This is a genomic window from Pantoea sp. MBD-2R, assembly GCF_039134845.1.
Classification (GTDB): domain Bacteria; phylum Pseudomonadota; class Gammaproteobacteria; order Enterobacterales; family Enterobacteriaceae; genus Erwinia.
On record NZ_CP152417.1, the window covers coordinates 678,945 to 696,461 of the forward strand.

General features: G+C 52.2%; 18 protein-coding genes. 17 read left to right on the plus strand and 1 reads right to left on the minus strand.

Features of this window, described 5'->3' with window-relative positions; all coding sequences use genetic code 11:
• The first annotated feature begins 69 nt into the window (after positions 1-69).
• The 10 genes from tssB to AAGQ96_RS03145 all read left to right on the plus strand — a co-directional run bounded on the left by tssB (position 70) and on the right by AAGQ96_RS03145 (position 8,739).
• On the plus strand, positions 70-594 hold the full coding sequence (gene tssB / locus AAGQ96_RS03100; protein WP_147194885.1) for a type VI secretion system contractile sheath small subunit: 525 nt from the start codon (positions 70-72) through the stop codon (positions 592-594).
• Entirely contained in the window at positions 594-2,093 is a 1,500-nt protein-coding gene (tssC, locus tag AAGQ96_RS03105) for a type VI secretion system contractile sheath large subunit (RefSeq protein ID WP_147194888.1), read from the plus strand. The genes tssB and tssC overlap by 1 nt, the downstream gene beginning before the upstream one ends.
• Before the next feature lie 587 nt (positions 2,094-2,680).
• The gene (locus AAGQ96_RS03110; RefSeq protein WP_342754818.1) at positions 2,681-3,163 is read left to right on the plus strand and encodes a type VI secretion system tube protein Hcp; all 483 of its coding nucleotides are present in this window, start codon (positions 2,681-2,683) and stop codon (positions 3,161-3,163) included.
• 110 nt (positions 3,164-3,273) lie between these two features.
• The gene (locus AAGQ96_RS03115) at positions 3,274-4,272 is read left to right on the plus strand and encodes a hypothetical protein (RefSeq protein WP_342754819.1); all 999 of its coding nucleotides are present in this window, start codon (positions 3,274-3,276) and stop codon (positions 4,270-4,272) included.
• The gene (locus AAGQ96_RS03120) at positions 4,269-4,685 is read left to right on the plus strand and encodes a hypothetical protein (protein ID WP_342754820.1); all 417 of its coding nucleotides are present in this window, start codon (positions 4,269-4,271) and stop codon (positions 4,683-4,685) included. Before AAGQ96_RS03115 ends, AAGQ96_RS03120 begins: the two co-directional genes overlap by 4 nt.
• A gap of 337 nt (positions 4,686-5,022) precedes the next feature.
• Entirely contained in the window at positions 5,023-5,301 is a 279-nt protein-coding gene (locus AAGQ96_RS03125; RefSeq protein ID WP_342754821.1) for a hypothetical protein, read from the plus strand.
• A 399-nt stretch (positions 5,302-5,700) separates the two neighbouring features.
• A complete protein-coding gene (locus tag AAGQ96_RS03130) occupies positions 5,701-6,114 on the plus strand; it encodes a hypothetical protein (protein WP_342754822.1) in 414 nt (137 codons plus the stop codon).
• A gap of 120 nt (positions 6,115-6,234) precedes the next feature.
• Positions 6,235-7,098, plus strand: coding sequence for a glucosaminidase domain-containing protein (locus AAGQ96_RS03135; RefSeq protein ID WP_147194917.1), 864 nt, complete (start codon positions 6,235-6,237; stop codon positions 7,096-7,098).
• A gap of 26 nt (positions 7,099-7,124) precedes the next feature.
• Positions 7,125-7,499, plus strand: coding sequence for a hypothetical protein (locus tag AAGQ96_RS03140; RefSeq protein ID WP_254446304.1), 375 nt, complete (start codon positions 7,125-7,127; stop codon positions 7,497-7,499).
• A gap of 385 nt (positions 7,500-7,884) precedes the next feature.
• Positions 7,885-8,739: a hypothetical protein gene (locus AAGQ96_RS03145; RefSeq protein WP_342754823.1), complete on the plus strand. Its 855-nt coding sequence runs from the start codon at positions 7,885-7,887 to the stop codon at positions 8,737-8,739.
• 105 nt (positions 8,740-8,844) lie between these two features.
• On the opposite strand, the gene AAGQ96_RS03150 is transcribed toward AAGQ96_RS03145, so the two are convergent.
• Complete coding sequence (locus tag AAGQ96_RS03150) at positions 8,845-9,102, minus strand: hypothetical protein (protein WP_342754824.1); 258 nt, start codon at positions 9,100-9,102, stop codon at positions 8,845-8,847.
• Between the two features lie 66 nt (positions 9,103-9,168).
• Here AAGQ96_RS03150 and tagH point away from each other — a divergent pair, with 66 nt between their 5' ends.
• From tagH to tssG, 7 genes are read left to right on the plus strand one after another with little or no spacing between them, the layout of a single operon-like run.
• The gene (gene tagH / locus AAGQ96_RS03155; RefSeq protein WP_342754825.1) at positions 9,169-11,205 is read left to right on the plus strand and encodes a type VI secretion system-associated FHA domain protein TagH; all 2,037 of its coding nucleotides are present in this window, start codon (positions 9,169-9,171) and stop codon (positions 11,203-11,205) included.
• Complete coding sequence (locus AAGQ96_RS03160; RefSeq protein ID WP_147200510.1) at positions 11,205-11,999, plus strand: protein phosphatase 2C domain-containing protein; 795 nt, start codon at positions 11,205-11,207, stop codon at positions 11,997-11,999. The genes tagH and AAGQ96_RS03160 overlap by 1 nt, the downstream gene beginning before the upstream one ends.
• Positions 12,000-12,017: 18 nt before the next feature.
• Positions 12,018-13,070, plus strand: coding sequence for a hypothetical protein (locus tag AAGQ96_RS03165; RefSeq protein ID WP_342754826.1), 1,053 nt, complete (start codon positions 12,018-12,020; stop codon positions 13,068-13,070).
• A 26-nt stretch (positions 13,071-13,096) separates the two neighbouring features.
• Positions 13,097-13,918 carry a type VI secretion system accessory protein TagJ gene (locus tag AAGQ96_RS03170; protein WP_147194931.1) on the plus strand — a complete coding sequence of 274 codons (822 nt, stop codon included), beginning with the start codon at positions 13,097-13,099 and terminating at the stop codon, positions 13,916-13,918.
• Positions 13,911-14,486, plus strand: a complete 576-nt coding sequence (tssE, locus tag AAGQ96_RS03175; protein ID WP_342754827.1) for a type VI secretion system baseplate subunit TssE — start codon at positions 13,911-13,913, stop codon at positions 14,484-14,486. Before AAGQ96_RS03170 ends, tssE begins: the two co-directional genes overlap by 8 nt.
• A 2-nt stretch (positions 14,487-14,488) precedes the next feature.
• The gene (gene tssF, locus AAGQ96_RS03180; RefSeq protein ID WP_342754828.1) at positions 14,489-16,360 is read left to right on the plus strand and encodes a type VI secretion system baseplate subunit TssF; all 1,872 of its coding nucleotides are present in this window, start codon (positions 14,489-14,491) and stop codon (positions 16,358-16,360) included.
• Positions 16,357-17,400 carry a type VI secretion system baseplate subunit TssG gene (gene tssG / locus AAGQ96_RS03185; RefSeq protein ID WP_342754829.1) on the plus strand — a complete coding sequence of 348 codons (1,044 nt, stop codon included), beginning with the start codon at positions 16,357-16,359 and terminating at the stop codon, positions 17,398-17,400. Before tssF ends, tssG begins: the two co-directional genes overlap by 4 nt.
• Positions 17,401-17,517 lie beyond the last annotated feature (117 nt).

Genomic DNA, 17,517 nt, shown 5'->3' on the forward strand with positions numbered 1-17,517 from the left:
TGAATAAATCACCCCTGCGACCCAGTCGCTTCGTTAAATTTTTAATCGCACATACCCTTGGAGAACATCATGGCTGGTAAATCCAGCGGGCAAAAATTTATCGCCCGCAACCGCGCGCCGCGCGTTCAGATTGAGTACGACGTAGAGATCTATGGTGCGGAACGTAAAATTCAGCTGCCTTTTGTTATGGGCGTTTTGGCCGATCTGGTCGGCAAGCCTGTTGAAGGGCTGCCAGCCGTCGATGAGCGTAAATTCCTCGAAATCGACATCGACAATTTCGACGAGCGCATGAAATCGCTGAAGCCACGCGTCGCGTTCCAGGCAGAAAACACCCTGACCGGTGAAGGTAATCTGAACATCGATCTGACCTTCAACAGCATGGAAGATTTCTCGCCGGATGCGGTAGCCCGTAACGTCGAGCCGCTGAACAAGCTGCTCGACGCGCGAACTCAGCTTTCCAACCTGCTGACCTATATGGACGGCAAAAACGGCGCGGAAGAGCTGATCGCTAAAATCCTACAGGATCCAACGCTGCTGAAATCGCTGAGCCATCTGCCAAAACAATCTGACGCGACTAAAGACGGAGACGAGTAATGAGCAACTCTTCCCAACTTGACCAACAGCAACAGCCACAGGCATACAGCCAGGACGAATTCAGCGCGCTGCTGAACAAAGAATTTCGTCCTAAAACCGACTCTGCCCGTGATGCGGTAGAAAGCGCGGTAAAAACGCTGGCGCAGCAGGCGCTGGAAAACACCGTTACGGTTTCTGACGATGCCTATCGCACCATTCAGGCGCTGATTGCTGAGATCGACGAGAAGCTGTCGAAGCAGGTTAATCAGATCATCCATCACGACGATTTCCAGAAACTGGAAGGCGCGTGGCGCGGCCTGAGCTACCTGGTCAACAACACCGAAACCGACGAGATGCTGAAGATTCGCTTTATGAGCATCTCCAAGCAGGAGCTGGGCCGCACGCTGAAGCGTTATAAAGGCGTGGGCTGGGACCAGAGCCCGATCTTCAAGAAAATCTACGAAGAAGAGTATGGCCAGTTTGGCGGCGAGCCGTTTGGCTGCCTGGTGGGCGACTACTACTTCGATCACAGCCCGCAGGACGTTGAGCTGCTGAGCGAAATGGCGCGCATCGGCGCGGCGTCTCACTGCCCGTTCATCACCGGCACCGCGCCGGGCGTGATGCAGATGGAGTCCTGGCAGGAGCTGGCAAACCCACGCGACCTGACCAAAATCTTCCAGAACAGCGAATATGCCGCCTGGCGCAGCCTGCGTGAGTCAGAAGACGCGCGCTATCTGGGCATGGTTATGCCTCGCTTCCTGTCTCGTCTGCCTTACGGCATTCGCAGCAACCCGGTCGACAGCTTCGATTTTGAAGAAGAAACCGAAGGCGCGGATCACGGTAACTACACCTGGACCAACGCAGCTTATGCGATGGCGGCTAACATCAACCGCTCCTTCAAAGAGTTTGGCTGGTGTACCTCTATTCGCGGCGTGGAATCGGGCGGCGCGGTAGAAAACCTGCCTTGCCACACTTTCCCAAGCGATGATGGCGGCGTGGACATGAAATGCCCAACCGAAATCGCTATCAGCGATCGTCGTGAAGCCGAGCTGGCAAAAAACGGCTTTATGCCGCTGGTACACCGCAAAAACTCTGACTTCGCCGCTTTTATTGGCGCGCAGTCGCTGCAAAAGCCTGCGGAATATCACGATCCGGACGCCACCGCTAACGCACGTCTGGCCGCGCGCCTGCCGTACCTGTTCGCCTGCTGCCGCTTTGCGCACTACCTGAAGTGCATCGTGCGCGACAAGATCGGTTCTTTCCGCGAGCGCGAAGAGATGGAACGCTGGCTGAACGACTGGGTGATGAACTACGTGGATGGCGATCCGGCCAACTCCTCGCAGGAAACCAAATCCCGCAAGCCGCTGGCTTCTGCCGAAGTGCTGGTGGAAGAGCTGGAAGACAACCCGGGCTACTACGCCGCGAAATTCTTCCTGCGTCCGCACTACCAGCTGGAAGGCCTGACCGTGTCGCTGCGTCTGGTCTCTAAACTGCCTTCACTGAAAAGTGATGATGCTTAAGGCTGAGAAAATTTAATAACGGGGCGAAGGCATTCGCCTCATTATTTCATTTATCAACGCAGGCCTGACTTGCGGATGTATTTACGTAACAGCCAGCTCAGGCCGCAGCATAGTGCAGTAAACACGAATTTACCAAAAAGATACGCTGAAGAATCAACGTTAATATCGTCGGTGATAATGACCGATATAACGGACATAAAGGTATTGCATAAAGCAAAGACTGATATAAGTAAGGCGATAATCAGCAAAAAGTGAAGGGCGAACCTTTTCATTTAACACGTCCCTGAAGCTGTTGATAAATTTCGCCATTAGTCTGAGTTAATTCTTTTTACTTGTCTATATCCTTAAGTACGCTTTGCATTAGTTATTAGCAAAGATGATGTTAATTTATTTATCCCCACGTTGTGTTCTTCAACTTAATAAATTTTACCCCGGAACGGGCAATCAAATTTCTGAACGATCCTAAAAGTTCTTCGGAAACGAGGCAAAAGTAAATCAAGGGAAGGTTTTTTGGCCCTTGTTTTCCTGTTTGTCCTGTCGCTGCTTTTCTTAAAGCAAAATTGTTAATCAATAAAGAGTAGAAAATAATGGCTATTGATATGTTTATGAAGGTTGACGGTGTTACTGGCGAATCTAAAGATTCTAACCACACCGGCTGGACCGATATTACTTCTTTCTCCTGGGGGGCTTCTCAACCAGGCAACATGTCTGTTGGCGGCGGCGGCGGTGCCGGTAAAGTTAACTTCAACGACCTGCACGTTAACGCGCTGATCGACAAGTCTGTTACCGCCCTGCTGAAGAACTGCGCCAGCGGTAAGCACATCACTAAAGTTGAGCTGTCTGTCTGTAAAGCTGGCGGTACTCAGGTTGAGTACGCACGCATCACCCTGGAAGACGTTCTGGTCACCACTGTTAACTACAATGGTTCAGACAACGGCGATACGCTGGGTATGACTTACTCCTTCCAGGCTTCTAAAGTGAAGCAGCAGTACTGGGAGCAGAGCTCTTCCGGCGGTAAAGGCGCAGAAAGCAGCGCTGGCTGGAACATCAAAGAAAACAAAGAAGCATAAGTTTGTTTGTGCCCACTCCTTATGGAGTGGGTTTTAATAAGAAATTTAAAAATGAGCTTGAGTGATTTTTTGAGCTTATTTTCAAGCTTCAAATTAAAAGAAGAACGGCCATGAATAATCAAAAGGATTCGAATGTTCAACCTGGGTTTTGTATTGCTCAGCAGCCAGGAACGCTAAGTTCACAAGCCTGTGAGCTCTTCCGGGATAAAAATAGAGAAGCTGCAATGCTATTTATGCAGCTAAATAGCAATACATCTTGGGTAAAACCTGGGCAGTTATTGATTGTGGCCGATCCCAATAACAAGAACCAAAGCTCACAAATTGAAAACCTTAGAAAAGCAAAGCGAAAAGTAGATCATGCTTTGGCAACCACAGATGCAGAAACCTCGAGTTTTTTGAACACGCATTACGGCACTATAGCAGCACTGACGAATATCCTTGATAAATCAACGGGAACAGTTAGCGACGCTGGCGAAAAATACTTTTCCAGGATTGCTGAGAAACTGAAGCAGATTGAAATTACTTATCAAAATCAATTTAGAACCCAAGGCTCGCTTATTAGTCAGCAGTTTTTCAGTGAACGTGCCCGACTTTTTGCTGAACTGGAAGGGCATCTTAACGGATTGGCGAAAAGCGCACTGAAGTTTCGGCCTTATGACGATCTCAAACGTGCTTTGAATTTATCAAGCCGCTCCATTGTTCATGACTGGCAAACGGCCGGTATTGGGGCAATAAAAGGTTACTCCAGCTACATTGATCGTGCATCTGGTGCAGCAAAATATATGAAAATGGGCGGGTGGGTCGCGATTGGCTTTGCCGGGCTCAACACGACTAATGAAGTTCATCATGCCTGCACAACCGGAAGAGAGGGGGAGTGTAAAAAGGTCGCGGTAAGGGAATATACCAAATTTGGATTGAGTACAGCGGCCAGTATGTACGGAGGAGCCGTAGGTGCAACTGGTGCTGCCACTTTTTGCGTAGCCATAGGCCTGGCATCTGGTGGCGTTGGAACCCTGGCTTGCGGTATTGTGGGTGGGGTTGCCGCTGGTACAGCATCAGGCGCTGTAGCAGAAAAAGGAACGGATTATTTTATGGACTGGATCCTATGAATACAGAACACTTAGCTTTCCTCGTTGTAATCGCGTTTGCAGTGCTTTTTGCAGCATCATTAATTTGCTCTTGGGTATCTTATAAAAAAAATCTGAGAAATTATGAACGTTTCTTAAAAAAATATCGTGAACAGGGGCTTTTTGTCGATTCAATAACAAAAGTTAGTGAACATTTAGGTTTTCTTTTTTTCTACTTAAAAATTGCTTTTTTTGTTCGGTTGCTAAAAAATAAAAAAATATATGCTGCAAAAGGTGTGTTGGTTGACGAACGTTGTTACAGATATATTCAATCAAGACCTGCCGAAGAAGTAAAATGGATGTGGGAGTGGAGAAGGAATTACTTTATACAAAGTACATTGCTGTGTATAACGCTTATTTCATGCTTTATTCATAGCGTAGTTTATAACTACTAAGTTTCATTTAATAACAACTTTGTAGTAAAGTTAATGGTAGTGGTTTTTCATAGCTAAAAATTTACTATCCTAAAGACATCCTCATTTATAATGTGGTTAAAAAAAACTTATTAAAATGATATTTTGTTAATCATCATAACTATAGGGTAGCGATATTTATCATTTTCTTTATAAAGGTAAGAGAAGTGGATTGGCTCTATTTAGTAATATGCCTGGAATTTGTTTTTCTTGCTGTTGGCTGCTTCTGTTCTCTATCTTTATTATTTTTATAAAAAGAATAAAAATAAGTTGCAATATGCCTTTCAGGTATTAATTGATAAAGGGTATTTGTTAATGAGTGATTATTCATTTTACGACTCGTTGGGGTTTTGGTTTTAAAATTTCTATTTTGAATATGATATTGAAAGGAAAGCACTTTAAAATCAAAGAGGGTCGCTGCATTGATCCTCATGCTAAAAAATATCTTATCGACAATGCTCATAGTGATTTTAAATGGGTGGTTTCTTTTCACGGTATATTTAAATTTCAAATTTTAATAGCAATGCTGTTTCTTGCTTGCATATCTGTCTCTAAATGGATGGGAGTATACTTTATTCCATTTAGCGCGGGAGAATAGCTTTTAAATTTTTATTTTTCCTGGCTTTGACTGTAAAAAATTTGTAGATGGATCTAAGTATGGTAAAGGGAATATCTATCTTACTAATTTGCTTATTTTCACTTGCGGCATTCGCAAAAGAAAGCAAAACTATAAACCACGTCTCTGAGGGATATCTACAATGCCTCAAAACCAGGTTCCCGTTCTCAAAAAATAGGTTATTTGAAATGCAGTGATTTAGACAATGATAGCGACAAGCTCATTAATGAAGACTTGAGTATGAAATTAACGGGTGCTGTTAAAGGTGATTTTAACGTATTGAAATTTACACTCATTTCACAAAGTGAAGATGCTTAAAACGCTTTTGAACAATACAATTAAATTGTGAATGAAAGAGTGATTGTTTACGGAAGAGCTATCATGACTCTGGAAAATTTTACAGCTTATATGTTAATTTTTCTCTTTTTCTTATTGATCATGCTTTATGCTGTTGCCAATATCTGGTTCAAAAAAAAAGAGTCAGATTATGAAGAATTTCTCAGTCAGTTTAGAGGGAAAGACTTGCAGCTTGATACAGCTACCAGGATGGCCTCACTTTGTGGTTCTTACGCAAATTATCAAAAAATAATCTATTTTATCAGATTGTATAAAGGCGTAAGGATGCATTGGGTACGGGGGGAATTGGTACATAAGGAAGCCTATTGCTTTGTGCAAAACCTACCACCTGAAAAGATAGCCTGGATGCTGAGTCTTCATTCTTTCTACAGGGTGATATTTGCTATTACGATATTGTTTTTTATATTTATGGTGATTTTTATATATTGCTTTTATTGATTTTATATTTTTATGCGTTATCGATCTGAATAAAAAGCAATCACATTTAGTGATTTTAATAAAAGAAACGTTGGGCGTATAAAACCCTATCAGGTATTTCAATTTAGCAAAGGAACCAGTATGCGTTGGAAACTAAGTGCTGCGGTTGGTGCAGGGCAGCCAAATCATCGCGATGATGTAAAAAAAGTACAGATATTGTTGAACCGGGCGGCTCATGAGGATCATGGTGCAATCCTGCATGAAGATGGCCTGTTTGGCCCAAAAACCCAGGCCCGCATTGAGCAATTTCAACGGGATTCAGCCCATATGATACATGCCGATGGGGTGGTCGACCGTAATGGCCGCACGCAGCGTATGCTAAGCCATACTGCTCATCAGACGGCGCAACAGGTAAATTCTGCACGCAGTACTGCCAGCCACGAAACTGTTCACATTAAACCTGATAGTGCGGCAGCCAGATACCTACAGCAGCAGGCATCGGCTCGACCGGCAAACCATAAGATTGCCTGGTTCAATCGTGCATTACCCGCTGCAATTAACGTGAAGGCCCGATGGGGCGTGCCGATTGCCGTAACGCTTGCTCAGGGAGCACTTGAGTCGACCTGGGGTACGCGTGCACCCGGCAATATGTTTTTCGGCATAAAAGGTAAATCACCCCACGGAAAGTCTGTTACGGTCACAACTCATGAGAACTACGGCAAAAAGTCAGAGAAAATCACGGATGGCTTCCGCGCCTATGATTCACTTGAGGAAGCGGCTGATGATTATGGTCGCTTCCTTGCAACTAACAGACGTTATGCGGGCGCATTTGCTTTTCGTAATGATCCTGAAAAGTTTATCCATGTTGTGGCAACGGCGGGATATGCGACTAATCCAAAATATGAGAAACTTATTCTGAGTATTATACGTGTAAATGGTCTTAAAGATTATGATGCGCCAGAGATAGCAACCTCAGGTACTTTTAAAAATGCAACGCACCAGTAATGCTTTTTTTCAGGAATAAAAAGAAAATGAAAAATCCAAATTTCAGCATTAAAATTTGTCTGGCCGCCGCTATGCTGACGGTAACGGGGTGTGCACTGGCTACCGATGCGTCATCGTCCATGATTGAAAAAAATCCTGTAGTGAAGCAGGTAAAAACTACCGTTGAAAAAGAACATCTGGTTACCGATCCGGCCTGTACCGACTATCTGCTTACGAAGAATGCTGAGCCGGGACTTGATCTGGTCAGCATCGTTGAAAAACACGGCGGCCGCTGTCCGGGCGATCCGCAAACGCAGCCTCGTTTATTCAACGTTCTGGTCGATCAGGAAACCGGGCAAATGCTGAGTGATAAAGATGATCCTGTCGAGGGAACTATGGTGCCTTTGGCCCCGGCTAAATAACCCCTCTTTTTTAAATAATATACTGACCAATTTAAATGGATTGCCATGCCTGGCAATGTGCTGGCAATCTCGCTCACGGCGGGTTGTTTATAAATACAATATAGAGAAATCCTCAAAACAGGGACTGTCTTAAAATTCAATAATCTTGCGGAAAATATTTAATTTTATCAAGAATGTTAAAAGACAGGTAAGTAATGAATTATAGCGCTGGCTTAGCTGGCGCTGAATAATACAAATAACCCTTCCGGGGCAAAAGGCAGCTCACCAGTTTCAATATGCATACTTAAGAATATCGCGTAGATGAAATATGAATGATCGAGTGAATGTTCTTAGCGAGAGCTATCGTCAGCCCCGTCAGTCTTTGACATTTTTACCGGAATACGACATGAAGCTACTTATCACTCTCCTTGCCTTATTCAGCATCAACATTGCCACGGCCAGCCCGAAACTGGCGGCATTTGATGCTGTACCACTGCAAGATTCTTTAGCAGCTAAAGCGCTCTCGCTTGATATTGCTGGCGCGGAGCCTTTCAGGCAGCAAACTTTCGCCCTAAAAAATAACGGTGAACTGCTGGGCGTGCTGGTTCCGGCAAAAGGATTGCTGCGGGCCGATATGAATGCCTGCTTTATCGGCTGGTCGCGTGAGGGCAAAACCGTTACCCGCACCATTCCGACCATTGGCTTTGCGCAGTGGAAAGGCGAGGCGTGTGAGGATGTGAAAAGCGTCGGCGTGATTTCTCAACCGGGTGATGAAGAGATTAAAGTCGCGCTGATTTACACCGGCACCACCATTGTTGAAACCGCGCTGGTGCCCGTTGTGCTGGCGATCAATCCTCGTACCGGATCGGTGGTGGTGGATAACGCGCTGACGGAAAGAGTGAATTATGCAGTAGTCGATAGCGTCCCTAAAATCCGCCAATTTTATGCTGCCCATCCCGGCACGTCTGAAACCTTCGACAGTAAGAAATATATCGCCCGCATCACCAACTGGTGTTCGGAAGGCAATGTCGGCTGCGATGACGTGACGCTGGATTCAAAGAGTAAACGTACAGGAAATCACATTCTGCTTCAGGGCAAAAGCATTAACGTTAACTGCCCGGATGCCTGTGATTTTCGTGGATACGTATTTAATAATGAAAATTATACGTACTCCTTTATTACCAACGATTTTAAAGTCTGGACTATGAATATCAGCCAGGGCGATCAGGTTCTGGATAGCGAAACCGGAACGCTTAATTAATTTCCCCAAACTAAATAATTTTGGATTTTTTTTAAACGTCCTCAGATTTTTGCCACAAAAGACACTGATATATAAGCGCGAGGGGCATGGGCCGGTAAGAAAGCGTCACGGGCCATGGACGGCCCGTGTCGAGCTGGCAGGGATGCCGCTTTTTGCGTCTTTCTGGACGGCCCATGCCCCTCGCGCCAGTGCCCGGCGCCACGGTAGCAGGCAATGCCCTCGCGCCAGCGCCCGGCGCCACGGTAGCAGGCAACGCCCTCGCGCCAGCGCCCGGCGCCACGGCAGCAGGTAACGCCCTCGCGCCAGCGCCCGGTGCGTCCTTGTTCTGTCTGCAAACTCAGCCGGTTTTACCAAGACCGGCATAGTTTGAACGCCGAATTACCCTGCATCCTTATGCTCCCGGGTAACACTCTAACGCAGGAAAACGTTATGCGATTTACGATAATAGCGACCAAACCGGGTCATCAGCCGCCACAGAGCAGCTGTGACTTTCTGCCGCCAGGCGGCACCATCGGCCGCGGTGCCGATAACAACCTGGTCTTGCCCGACGATGACCGCACCATTTCCCGTCTCCAAGCAATTGTGCATATCACCGCCGATGGTGAATGCCGCATCACCAACCGTGGCAACGTCACGCTGGTGCATCTGAACGACATCCCGCTTGAGCGCGGCCGTCAGGTCGACCTGCAAGAAGGCGATATCCTCAGCATCGACGACTATCGCCTCCAGGTCAGTGAACTGGCGTCGGCAGCTCGTCCAGCACAGCCTGCACACGCGCCGATTGCCCGGCCAGCGCCTGTGGCTAAACCTGCCGCGCCACAGGAAAGCAAGCCTGCCGCCATCCCAACGGAAATCTGGGACAGCCTGGCGCAGGAATTCTCCATCACTGACAGCCTTTCCAGCAGCCGCAGCAAGCCCGCACCAACCGGCGCGAATCCGCTGACCGAAACGGCTCAGGATCGTAACCCGGTCGATCCACTGGCGCAGTTTGCCCGCCAGTCAAACGCGCTGAATCTGGATCGTCGCGATCAAACGCCTGACTCGCTGTTCAACGACGATCCTCTGTTCAATCAGCGCAGCATTTTTGACGACAGCACGCCAGGCACGCTGACGCAGCAGCCTGCCCAGTCCCGGTCGGCGAAAGCGGATGAAGTGGATCCGCTGGCGCTGTTTGGCGGCGGCAGCACCCCGGCGCAGCTTAACAGCGACGACCCGTTGGGCCTGATGACCGGCAGCGCCGTCCCGTTAACGCCGCTGGATGAAAAACCTGCTAATCCACCGCAGTCGGCTAAGCATGATGCGTTTGTTCCGCCCACGCCAAAAGCGCTGGACAGCGACTTTGACGATGAGAGAAGCGCCCAGTCTGCTTCCCGCTCGCAGGACGCCTTCAGCCACTCGCCACTCTGCAATGAGCAGCGAAATGATTCCGGCAACGGCTCACTGTTTGACGGCCTCCCAGAAGACGCCTTCAGCCACTCGCCGCTGTTCGCTGAGCAGAACCCTGCCGATAAATTGCCGCTGCTCGACGAGCAGAACGCTGCTGACAAATCGCCGCTATTCGACGAACCGCCTGCGCAGCCATCCACTGCTGACCACCAGCAGGTGCAGCAGGATCCGGCCAGTTCATCAGGGTTCGATGACGCCTCTACCGCGCCGTTGTCCAGCTCGCCGTTGTTTGATGATCTGCCGGATGATGCGCCTGCGCATCAGCAGGATTACGGCGGTATCACCTTACCCACGCCTCAGGCCGTTGCCCGCAACACTACGCCGCCGCCGAAAGGACGTCTGCGCATCGATCCGGTCTCTAATCCGGCACCGCAGCAGGCAGCCTCTTCCTCCGGTGGCCAGCAGCTGGATGGCGAACTGCTCGAAGCGCTGATGGGCGGCATGGGGCTGAAAGATCTGCAACCCACGCCGCGCTTCGACAGCGAATCAATGCAGGAACTGGGGCAAATGCTCAGCATGTTCTCGCAGGGCACCGTGGCGCTGCTATCATCCCGCTCGATCCTCAAGCGTGGCGTAAAAGCGGAAATGACGGTGATCCTTGACGAAGCGAACAACCCGTTCAAGCTGTTGCCATCGGGCAAATCGGTGCTGATGCAGATGTTCGGCAGCCGCATGCCGGGCTTTATGCCGCCGAAACAGTCGGTACGCGATGCGCTGGTTGATCTTCAGGCGCACCAGCTGGGCATGATCGCCGGGATCCGCGCCATCATCGCCTCTATGCTGCAATCCTTTAACCCACAGCAGCTGGAAGAAGAGGCGAAGCAGCAGGGCGTGACCTCGCGCCTTTCGCTACCGGGCAGCCGCAAAGCCGCGCTGTGGGAACATTTCACCAAACGCTACGACGAGACGGCTGGTGAAATCGAAGATGACTTCCATACCCTGTTTGGCGAAGCGTTTTTGCATGCTTATGACATGGAAGTGAACCAGTACAAAGACTCTCAAATCAGATCGGAAGAATGATGAATATCACCATGGCCTCTATGTCGCACCAGGGAGCGCGCGAAAGCAACCAGGATCAGACCGGAGAGCATATCGGCGATCGATCGGCCTGCTTCGTCGTCTGTGACGGCGTGGCAGGACTGCCCGGCGGTGACGTTGCGGCAGAACTGGCGCGCAATACTATCCTGGACCGTTTCGACGGCGACCAGCATCTGGATGCGCAGCGTATCCGCCAGTACGTTAACGACGCCAACGACGCAATCCGCCAGCAGCAAAAAGCGGTCAGTGACTACAAACGCATGGGTACTACCCTGGTCGGCCTGTTTATCGATCGCGATTACGAGCTGGCCTACTGGGCGCACGCGGGCGACAGCCGACTGTATCTGTTTCGTCGTGGTTATCTGTATCATGTCACCACCGATCACAGCCTGGTACAGCAGATGAAAGATGCCGGTCATCAGACCGAAGGCATCAACAGCAATCTGCTCTACTTTGCGCTGGGAATGGGCGATGAGGAGCGTGATGCCAGCTACAGCGACGTGGTGCCGATTGAAGATGGCGACGCCTTTTTGCTCTGCACCGATGGTTTCTGGCACGCGCTCTCGCGCGACCATATGCAGCAATCGTTACATATGGTCAACACGCCGGATGAATGGCTAACGCTAATGCAGGAAGTGATCCGTAAAAACGAGCAGCAGTCGGACGTCAGTCAGGATAACTACAGCGCTATTGCCGTTTGGGTTGGCGACCCGCAGGACACAACATTGCTGCATTCACTCTCTGAAGCAGCCCAGTTTCTCCCCCTTCGTGATTAATACAGGCCTTAAAAAATTATGAAATATTGGCTACCAGGCGCGCTTTCACTGCTTATCGCTTCCAGTGCGTGGGCGCAGGATTATCGCGTTGTTACCTCTCCAAAGCTTAAGCTCGATATCTGGATTGATAACGTTCGCGATCAGTCAGCCGCCAGCTGGTGTAAAAACGAGCTGCCGCTGCGCATCGTAAGCAGCGGCACCAAAAACCCAGACGTGCTGAAAAACTTCCTGCCGCGCGTAGGCAACCTGCTGGAAACGCGTTGTGCCACGCTGAAAACCGTTCACTGGAAGATGAACGATCAAAACGGCAAAACGCTGGCTCAGGGCAGTGCTGAGAAAGCGCAGGACTGGGCAATTAAGGTTGAGCCAGAGGCGCCCGTCGCCGCAGCGGTTCCTGCTCAGGCTCAGGCTCAGGCTCAGGCTCAGGCTCAGGCTCAGGCTCAGGCTCAGGCTCAGGCTCCGGTCGCCGAAGCGCCGCCAGCCGCGCCGGTGGTGAACGCAGAAGATCTCTCACCGCCTGCCGATACCACACCGTACATCCAGTTCAGCCTGCTTGATGGTTGCCACTTCCGCACCTACTGGCGCAGCAGCGCTGAAACCAGCGCGCTGTTCGTACCGGCGAAAGGCGGCGTGACCTGTGGCGACGACGGCTGGCTGAGCGGCGAAAGCCAGATTGCGCAGATGGGCAAAGGCGCGGCGAAAAATATCCGCGTCAGCTTCCTGCAAGGTTTCCCGGTGGCTGGCCTGAGCAGCAAAGCGTTTGGGCGCAGCATGCAAATCACCACCGTTAATAATGAGCGCATGGTGCTGAGCGACGAAAAATCGCCGCAAAGCTGGATGATTGTTCCTTATGCGCCAGAGATCAACGGCTGGCAGGCTAACGGCACGGTGGTTGTGCAGATCAGCCAGCAGGATGCCCGCGACGAAAGCGGCCTGAAGGCCCGTCTCGACGAAGTGCGTAAAGTCTGGTCGCCCTATCTGAACAACAAAAGCAGTCTGACTATCAAGCTGGTGGATGAAATCCATCCGCAGCTGAAAGATCCGGCTGCCGGTTCGTTCAAAACCCTTTAGTTCACCGCCCGTCACAAGGAAAGCCTATGTACTCTCTTAATCAACTGATGGCCGGTGCGTCACTGAGCGACACGCTGGCTCGTGTCGAAGGCGACATCAAAAGCCGTCCGGCGGATGCCGATCTGCGCGCGGCCTTTGTCCAGCTGCTGTGCGTGGCGGGCAACTGGAAGCGGGCGAACACCCAGCTGAAATCCTGGCTGGCGCTGAAGCCGCAGGCCAAACCGACGGTAACGCTGCTTGAACAGGCTATTGCGGGTGAAGTACAGCGTGCGGCCGTGTTTGCCGGTGAAGCCTCGCCGCGGATGCCCGGCGAAGCCTTTGGCTGGGCGGAAGCGCTGCTGAGCGCGCTGCAAGCGGAGGCAAAAGGGCAGGCTGAGCAGGCCGCCGCGCTGCGTGCAACGGCGTTTGACGCTGCGCCGATCAATCCTGGCCTGATTAACGTGCAGGAGGGTACGCAGGCGGTGGCGTGGCTGATGGATGGCGATGGCCGCCTTGGCCCGATCTGCGAACTGATGGTCAACGGCCAGTACACCTGGCTGCCGTTTGCCGCCATCAGCGAGCTGCATTTTCTGCCACCGGCGAGCGTCACCGATTTGGTCTGGCGCCATACGCGGGTGGTGCTGATCGACGGCAGCGAACAGGTTTGCCAGCTGCCGGTGCGCTATCCGTTTAGCGCAGAGGCGGCGGATAATCTGCGTCTCGCCGCCGTCACCGAATGGTCGCCGCTGGCAGAATCGGCGCAGTATATCGGCCATGGTCAAAAAACCTGGCTAAGCGAAGACGCCGACTACCCGCTGCTCACGCTGGAACAGCTGAGCTTCGCTGAGACAGGCGCGCAAGATGAGTGATATCGATCTTAACAAGCCGCAGGGGCACGATTTGCTGCACGGTGGCTATCGCTATCGCAACAAGCCGGAAGCGCCGAACGTTCGCGACAAAATGCAGCCTTCGCTGCTGGACCGCTTAACGGATAACGAGCCGGACAAAGAGCAGGAGTCCGCCAGCAACCGGGTGATCTCTCACAGCGCGCTGCGTCGCAACGTGCTGCGCGACCTTCAGTGGTTGTTTAACAGCATCAACAACGAAGCGCAGCAGGATTTGTCTCCGTTTCCTCACGTGCAGCGTTCGGCTTACAACTTTGGCGTCTCGCCGCTGGCCGGACAGCGCATGTCCGATATCGAAGTGTCTGATATTCAGCGCAAGTTGACCAACTCGATTCTGCACTTCGAGCCGCGTATTTTGCCCGCCGGGTTGCAGGTGCGCTGCGTGTCGGACACCAGCTCGCTGAGCCTGCACAACGTCCTGTCGATTGAGATCAAAGGGCGACTGTGGTGCGTGCCTTATCCGCTGGAGTTTTTGTTTCGTACCGATCTGGACCTGGAAAACGGCCATTTTGAGCTGAAAGACGTAGGGTAATCATGGACAGCAAACTGCTCGATTATTACAACCGCGAACTGGCCTATCTGCGCGAGATGGGCGCAGAGTTTGCGGAACGTTATCCGAAAGTGGCCGGACGGCTGGGAATGCGCGGCATTGACGTGGCCGACCCTTATGTCGAACGGCTGATGGAGGGGTTTGCCTTCCTGACTTCCCGCGTGCAGTTAAAGATGGACGCGGAGTTCCCGCGTTTCTCCCAGCGTCTGCTGGAGATGATCGCGCCGAACTATCTTGCGCCCACGCCGTCGATGGCGATTGCGGAACTGCATCCCGACAGTAAAAAAGGCGATATCAGCGGCGGTTTTAAGGTGCCACGCGGCACGATGATGGACAGTCAGACGCTGAAAAAAAACGGCGTCACCTGTAGCTATGCGACGGCGCATGACGTAATGCTGCAACCGCTGCGCATCAGCAACGTCGAGCTGGGCGGTGTTCCTGCCGATATTCCGCTGAGCCAGCTGGGACAGCGCGGTGCGGTCAGCGCACTGCGTATCCGTCTGGAATGCTTCAGTGAAGTGGCGCTGAATCACCTGACTTTCGACAACCTGATGTTCTTTCTCAGCGGCCCGGATATCCAGGCGCAGCAGCTGCTTGAGCTGGTGATGCAGCACACGGTTGGCAGCTTCTGCCAGACGGTTGAGGCGCAGCCACAGCGGGTGGTGCTGGGTGACGATGCGCTCCAGCAGGAGGGCTTTGCCGCGGACCAGGCGTTGCTGCCGGACGATCTGCGTAACTTTGACGGCTACCGTCTGTTGCAGGAGTACTTTGCTTTCCCGGCGCGCTTCCAGTTTATCAGCATCAGCCAGCTGCGCGGCCTGTTGGGCAAATGCGGGCCGGACGTGAAAGCCTTCGAGATTGTGCTGTTGCTGGATAAAGCCGATGCGGCGCTGGAGCGCGTGGTGGATAAAAGCCATCTGGCGCTGCACTGTACGCCAGTGATTAACCTATTCCCCAAAACGGCGGAACGGCAAAAAATCAGCGAAAGCGTCCATGAATACCATCTGGTGGTCGATAACATTCGTCCGCTGGACTACGAAATCTACTCGGTGCAAAAGCTGTACGCCACCGGCGACAAGCAGCGCGGCGAGCAGGTTTTCCGGCCATTCTGGAGCACCTTCGGACAGGATGAAGGCGACTACGGGGCCTACTTCTCGCTGCGTCGGGAACAGCGCACGCTGTCGGAACGCGCCCAGCGTTTCGGCACGCGAACCGGCTATATTGGCTCGGAGGTGTTCCTGTCGCTGGTGGACGAGCGCCATTCGCCGTGGCGTGACGATCTGCGTCACCTCACCGCCGAAGTGATGTGTACCAGTCGTGATTTGCCGCTGATGCTGTTGCAGCAGGATCAGGGCAACTTCATGATGCCGGACTCGATTCCCGTAGGAAAACTGTCGTTTAAATGTGGACCGACTGCGCCACGGCCGGCGCTGGCGGAAGGCTTAACGACCTGGCGGCTAATCAGCCATTTACAGATGAATTATCTCAGCCTGATGGATGGTGACGACGGACAGGGCGCATCGGCGCTGCGCCAGCTGCTGGGGCTGTATGCCAATCTGGCGGAGGCGCCGGTGGCGAGGCAGATAGAAGGCATTCGCCACTGCCAGCTGAAAGCGGTCAACCGTCGGGTGCCGGAACCTGGCCCGATCGTCTTTGCCCGTGGCATTGGCATTGAACTGAACGTCGACGAACAGGCGTTTTCCGGTTCCAGTCCGTGGTTACTGGGTAGCGTGCTGGAGCGGGTCTTTTCCCGGCTGGTGGCGATGAACGGCTTTACGGAAATGACGCTGACCAGCCAGCAGCGTGGCGAAGTAGGCTACTGGCCACCGCGAATGGGCAAAAGGGCGCTGATATGACCGACAGCCTGCAAATTCTTAGTGCAAAACGTTTGCCGGCAACGTTCTGGTCTGCGGTCCGGCTTGCGCCCTGGCGCTACGATCTTTTCCAGCTGCTGCGCCGGCTGGACGCGCAGGGCGGCGAACGTTATCCGCTGGGGCGTGCGCCTCAGCCGCGCCACGAACCTCTGCGTATTGGTCAGGAGCCTTCGCTGGCCTTTGCGCCCGCCACGCTAACGAAAGCAAGCGAGCGTGAAAACAGCGCGCTGCACGATATCTCTATCGCCAGCTTCGGCCTGTTTGGCCCTAACGGCCCATTGCCAACGCATCTGACTGAATACGCCCGTGAGCGCATCACGCATCATCAGGATCGCAGCCTGTCGGCCTTTGCCGACCTGTTTCATCACCGCCTGACGCTGCTGTTTTATCGTGCCTGGGCCGATGCGCAGCCAACCGTTTCGCTGGATCGTACCGATAATCAGCAGTTCGAGCGCTATCTCGCCAGCCTGATCGGTATGGGGCAGCCGGGGCAGTTGGCTAAGGGCAGCCTCAGCGACCACTCGCGCTTTGCCGTGGCCGGACATCTCACCCGCCACGGGCGGGATGCAGAAGGGTTACAGAAGATCCTCAGCCACTATTTCAACGTACCGGTGACGCTGGTAGAAAACGTGCCGCACTGGCTGCCGATTGAAGCGCGCGATCGCGCAAGGCTGGGCGCAGGCAGAAGAATGCCGAAGCTGGGCGAATCGATGTTTCTCGGCGTGGCGGTACGCGATGTGCAACACAAAATCCGCATCGAACTGGGGCCGCTGACGCTGGCTAACTACAACCGTTTTCTGCCCCGCGCACCCTGGGCGGTTCAGCTGCGTGACTGGGTAAGGCAGTATCTGGGCATTGAGTACGTCTGGGATGTACGGCTGATTCTGGCAGCGGAAGAGGTGAAAGGCGTCACCCTTGGCGGCCAGGCCCGGCTGGGACAAAGCTGCTGGCTCGGCAAAGCGGCTATTCCGCAGCCGCGCGGGGAAATGGTGTTCAGTCCTGAAACGACCTCAGCGAAGTAAAATCGTTGCGGCGAAGGGTAAGGCTTTGTTGTCTGTTTGAAATCTATACCAAAGGGAAAGGAAGCGGTATAGTGCTCTCAATTTATATAAGATCGTCGAACATTAACAGGGATTATT

Bases quoted from the DNA above. Each gene is read 5' to 3' on its own strand.
- AAGQ96_RS03115 (WP_342754819.1), top strand. From the start codon at position 3,274: ATGAATAATCAAAAGGATTCGAATGTTCAACCTGGGTTTTGTATTGCT.
- AAGQ96_RS03160 (WP_147200510.1), top strand. From the start codon at position 11,205: ATGAATATCACCATGGCCTCTATGTCGCACCAGGGAGCGCGCGAAAGC.
- tssB (WP_147194885.1), top strand. From the start codon at position 70: ATGGCTGGTAAATCCAGCGGGCAAAAATTTATCGCCCGCAACCGCGCG.
- tssF (WP_342754828.1), top strand. From the start codon at position 14,489: ATGGACAGCAAACTGCTCGATTATTACAACCGCGAACTGGCCTATCTG.
- AAGQ96_RS03140 (WP_254446304.1), top strand. From the start codon at position 7,125: ATGAAAAATCCAAATTTCAGCATTAAAATTTGTCTGGCCGCCGCTATG.
- AAGQ96_RS03165 (WP_342754826.1), top strand. From the start codon at position 12,018: ATGAAATATTGGCTACCAGGCGCGCTTTCACTGCTTATCGCTTCCAGT.
- tssC (WP_147194888.1), top strand. From the start codon at position 594: ATGAGCAACTCTTCCCAACTTGACCAACAGCAACAGCCACAGGCATAC.
- AAGQ96_RS03110 (WP_342754818.1), top strand. From the start codon at position 2,681: ATGGCTATTGATATGTTTATGAAGGTTGACGGTGTTACTGGCGAATCT.
- AAGQ96_RS03150 (WP_342754824.1), bottom strand. From the start codon at position 9,102: ATGCCGGTCTTGGTAAAACCGGCTGAGTTTGCAGACAGAACAAGGACG.
- AAGQ96_RS03120 (WP_342754820.1), top strand. From the start codon at position 4,269: ATGAATACAGAACACTTAGCTTTCCTCGTTGTAATCGCGTTTGCAGTG.
- AAGQ96_RS03130 (WP_342754822.1), top strand. From the start codon at position 5,701: ATGACTCTGGAAAATTTTACAGCTTATATGTTAATTTTTCTCTTTTTC.
- AAGQ96_RS03170 (WP_147194931.1), top strand. From the start codon at position 13,097: ATGTACTCTCTTAATCAACTGATGGCCGGTGCGTCACTGAGCGACACG.
- tagH (WP_342754825.1), top strand. From the start codon at position 9,169: ATGCGATTTACGATAATAGCGACCAAACCGGGTCATCAGCCGCCACAG.
- AAGQ96_RS03135 (WP_147194917.1), top strand. From the start codon at position 6,235: ATGCGTTGGAAACTAAGTGCTGCGGTTGGTGCAGGGCAGCCAAATCAT.
- AAGQ96_RS03145 (WP_342754823.1), top strand. From the start codon at position 7,885: ATGAAGCTACTTATCACTCTCCTTGCCTTATTCAGCATCAACATTGCC.
- tssE (WP_342754827.1), top strand. From the start codon at position 13,911: ATGAGTGATATCGATCTTAACAAGCCGCAGGGGCACGATTTGCTGCAC.
- tssG (WP_342754829.1), top strand. From the start codon at position 16,357: ATGACCGACAGCCTGCAAATTCTTAGTGCAAAACGTTTGCCGGCAACG.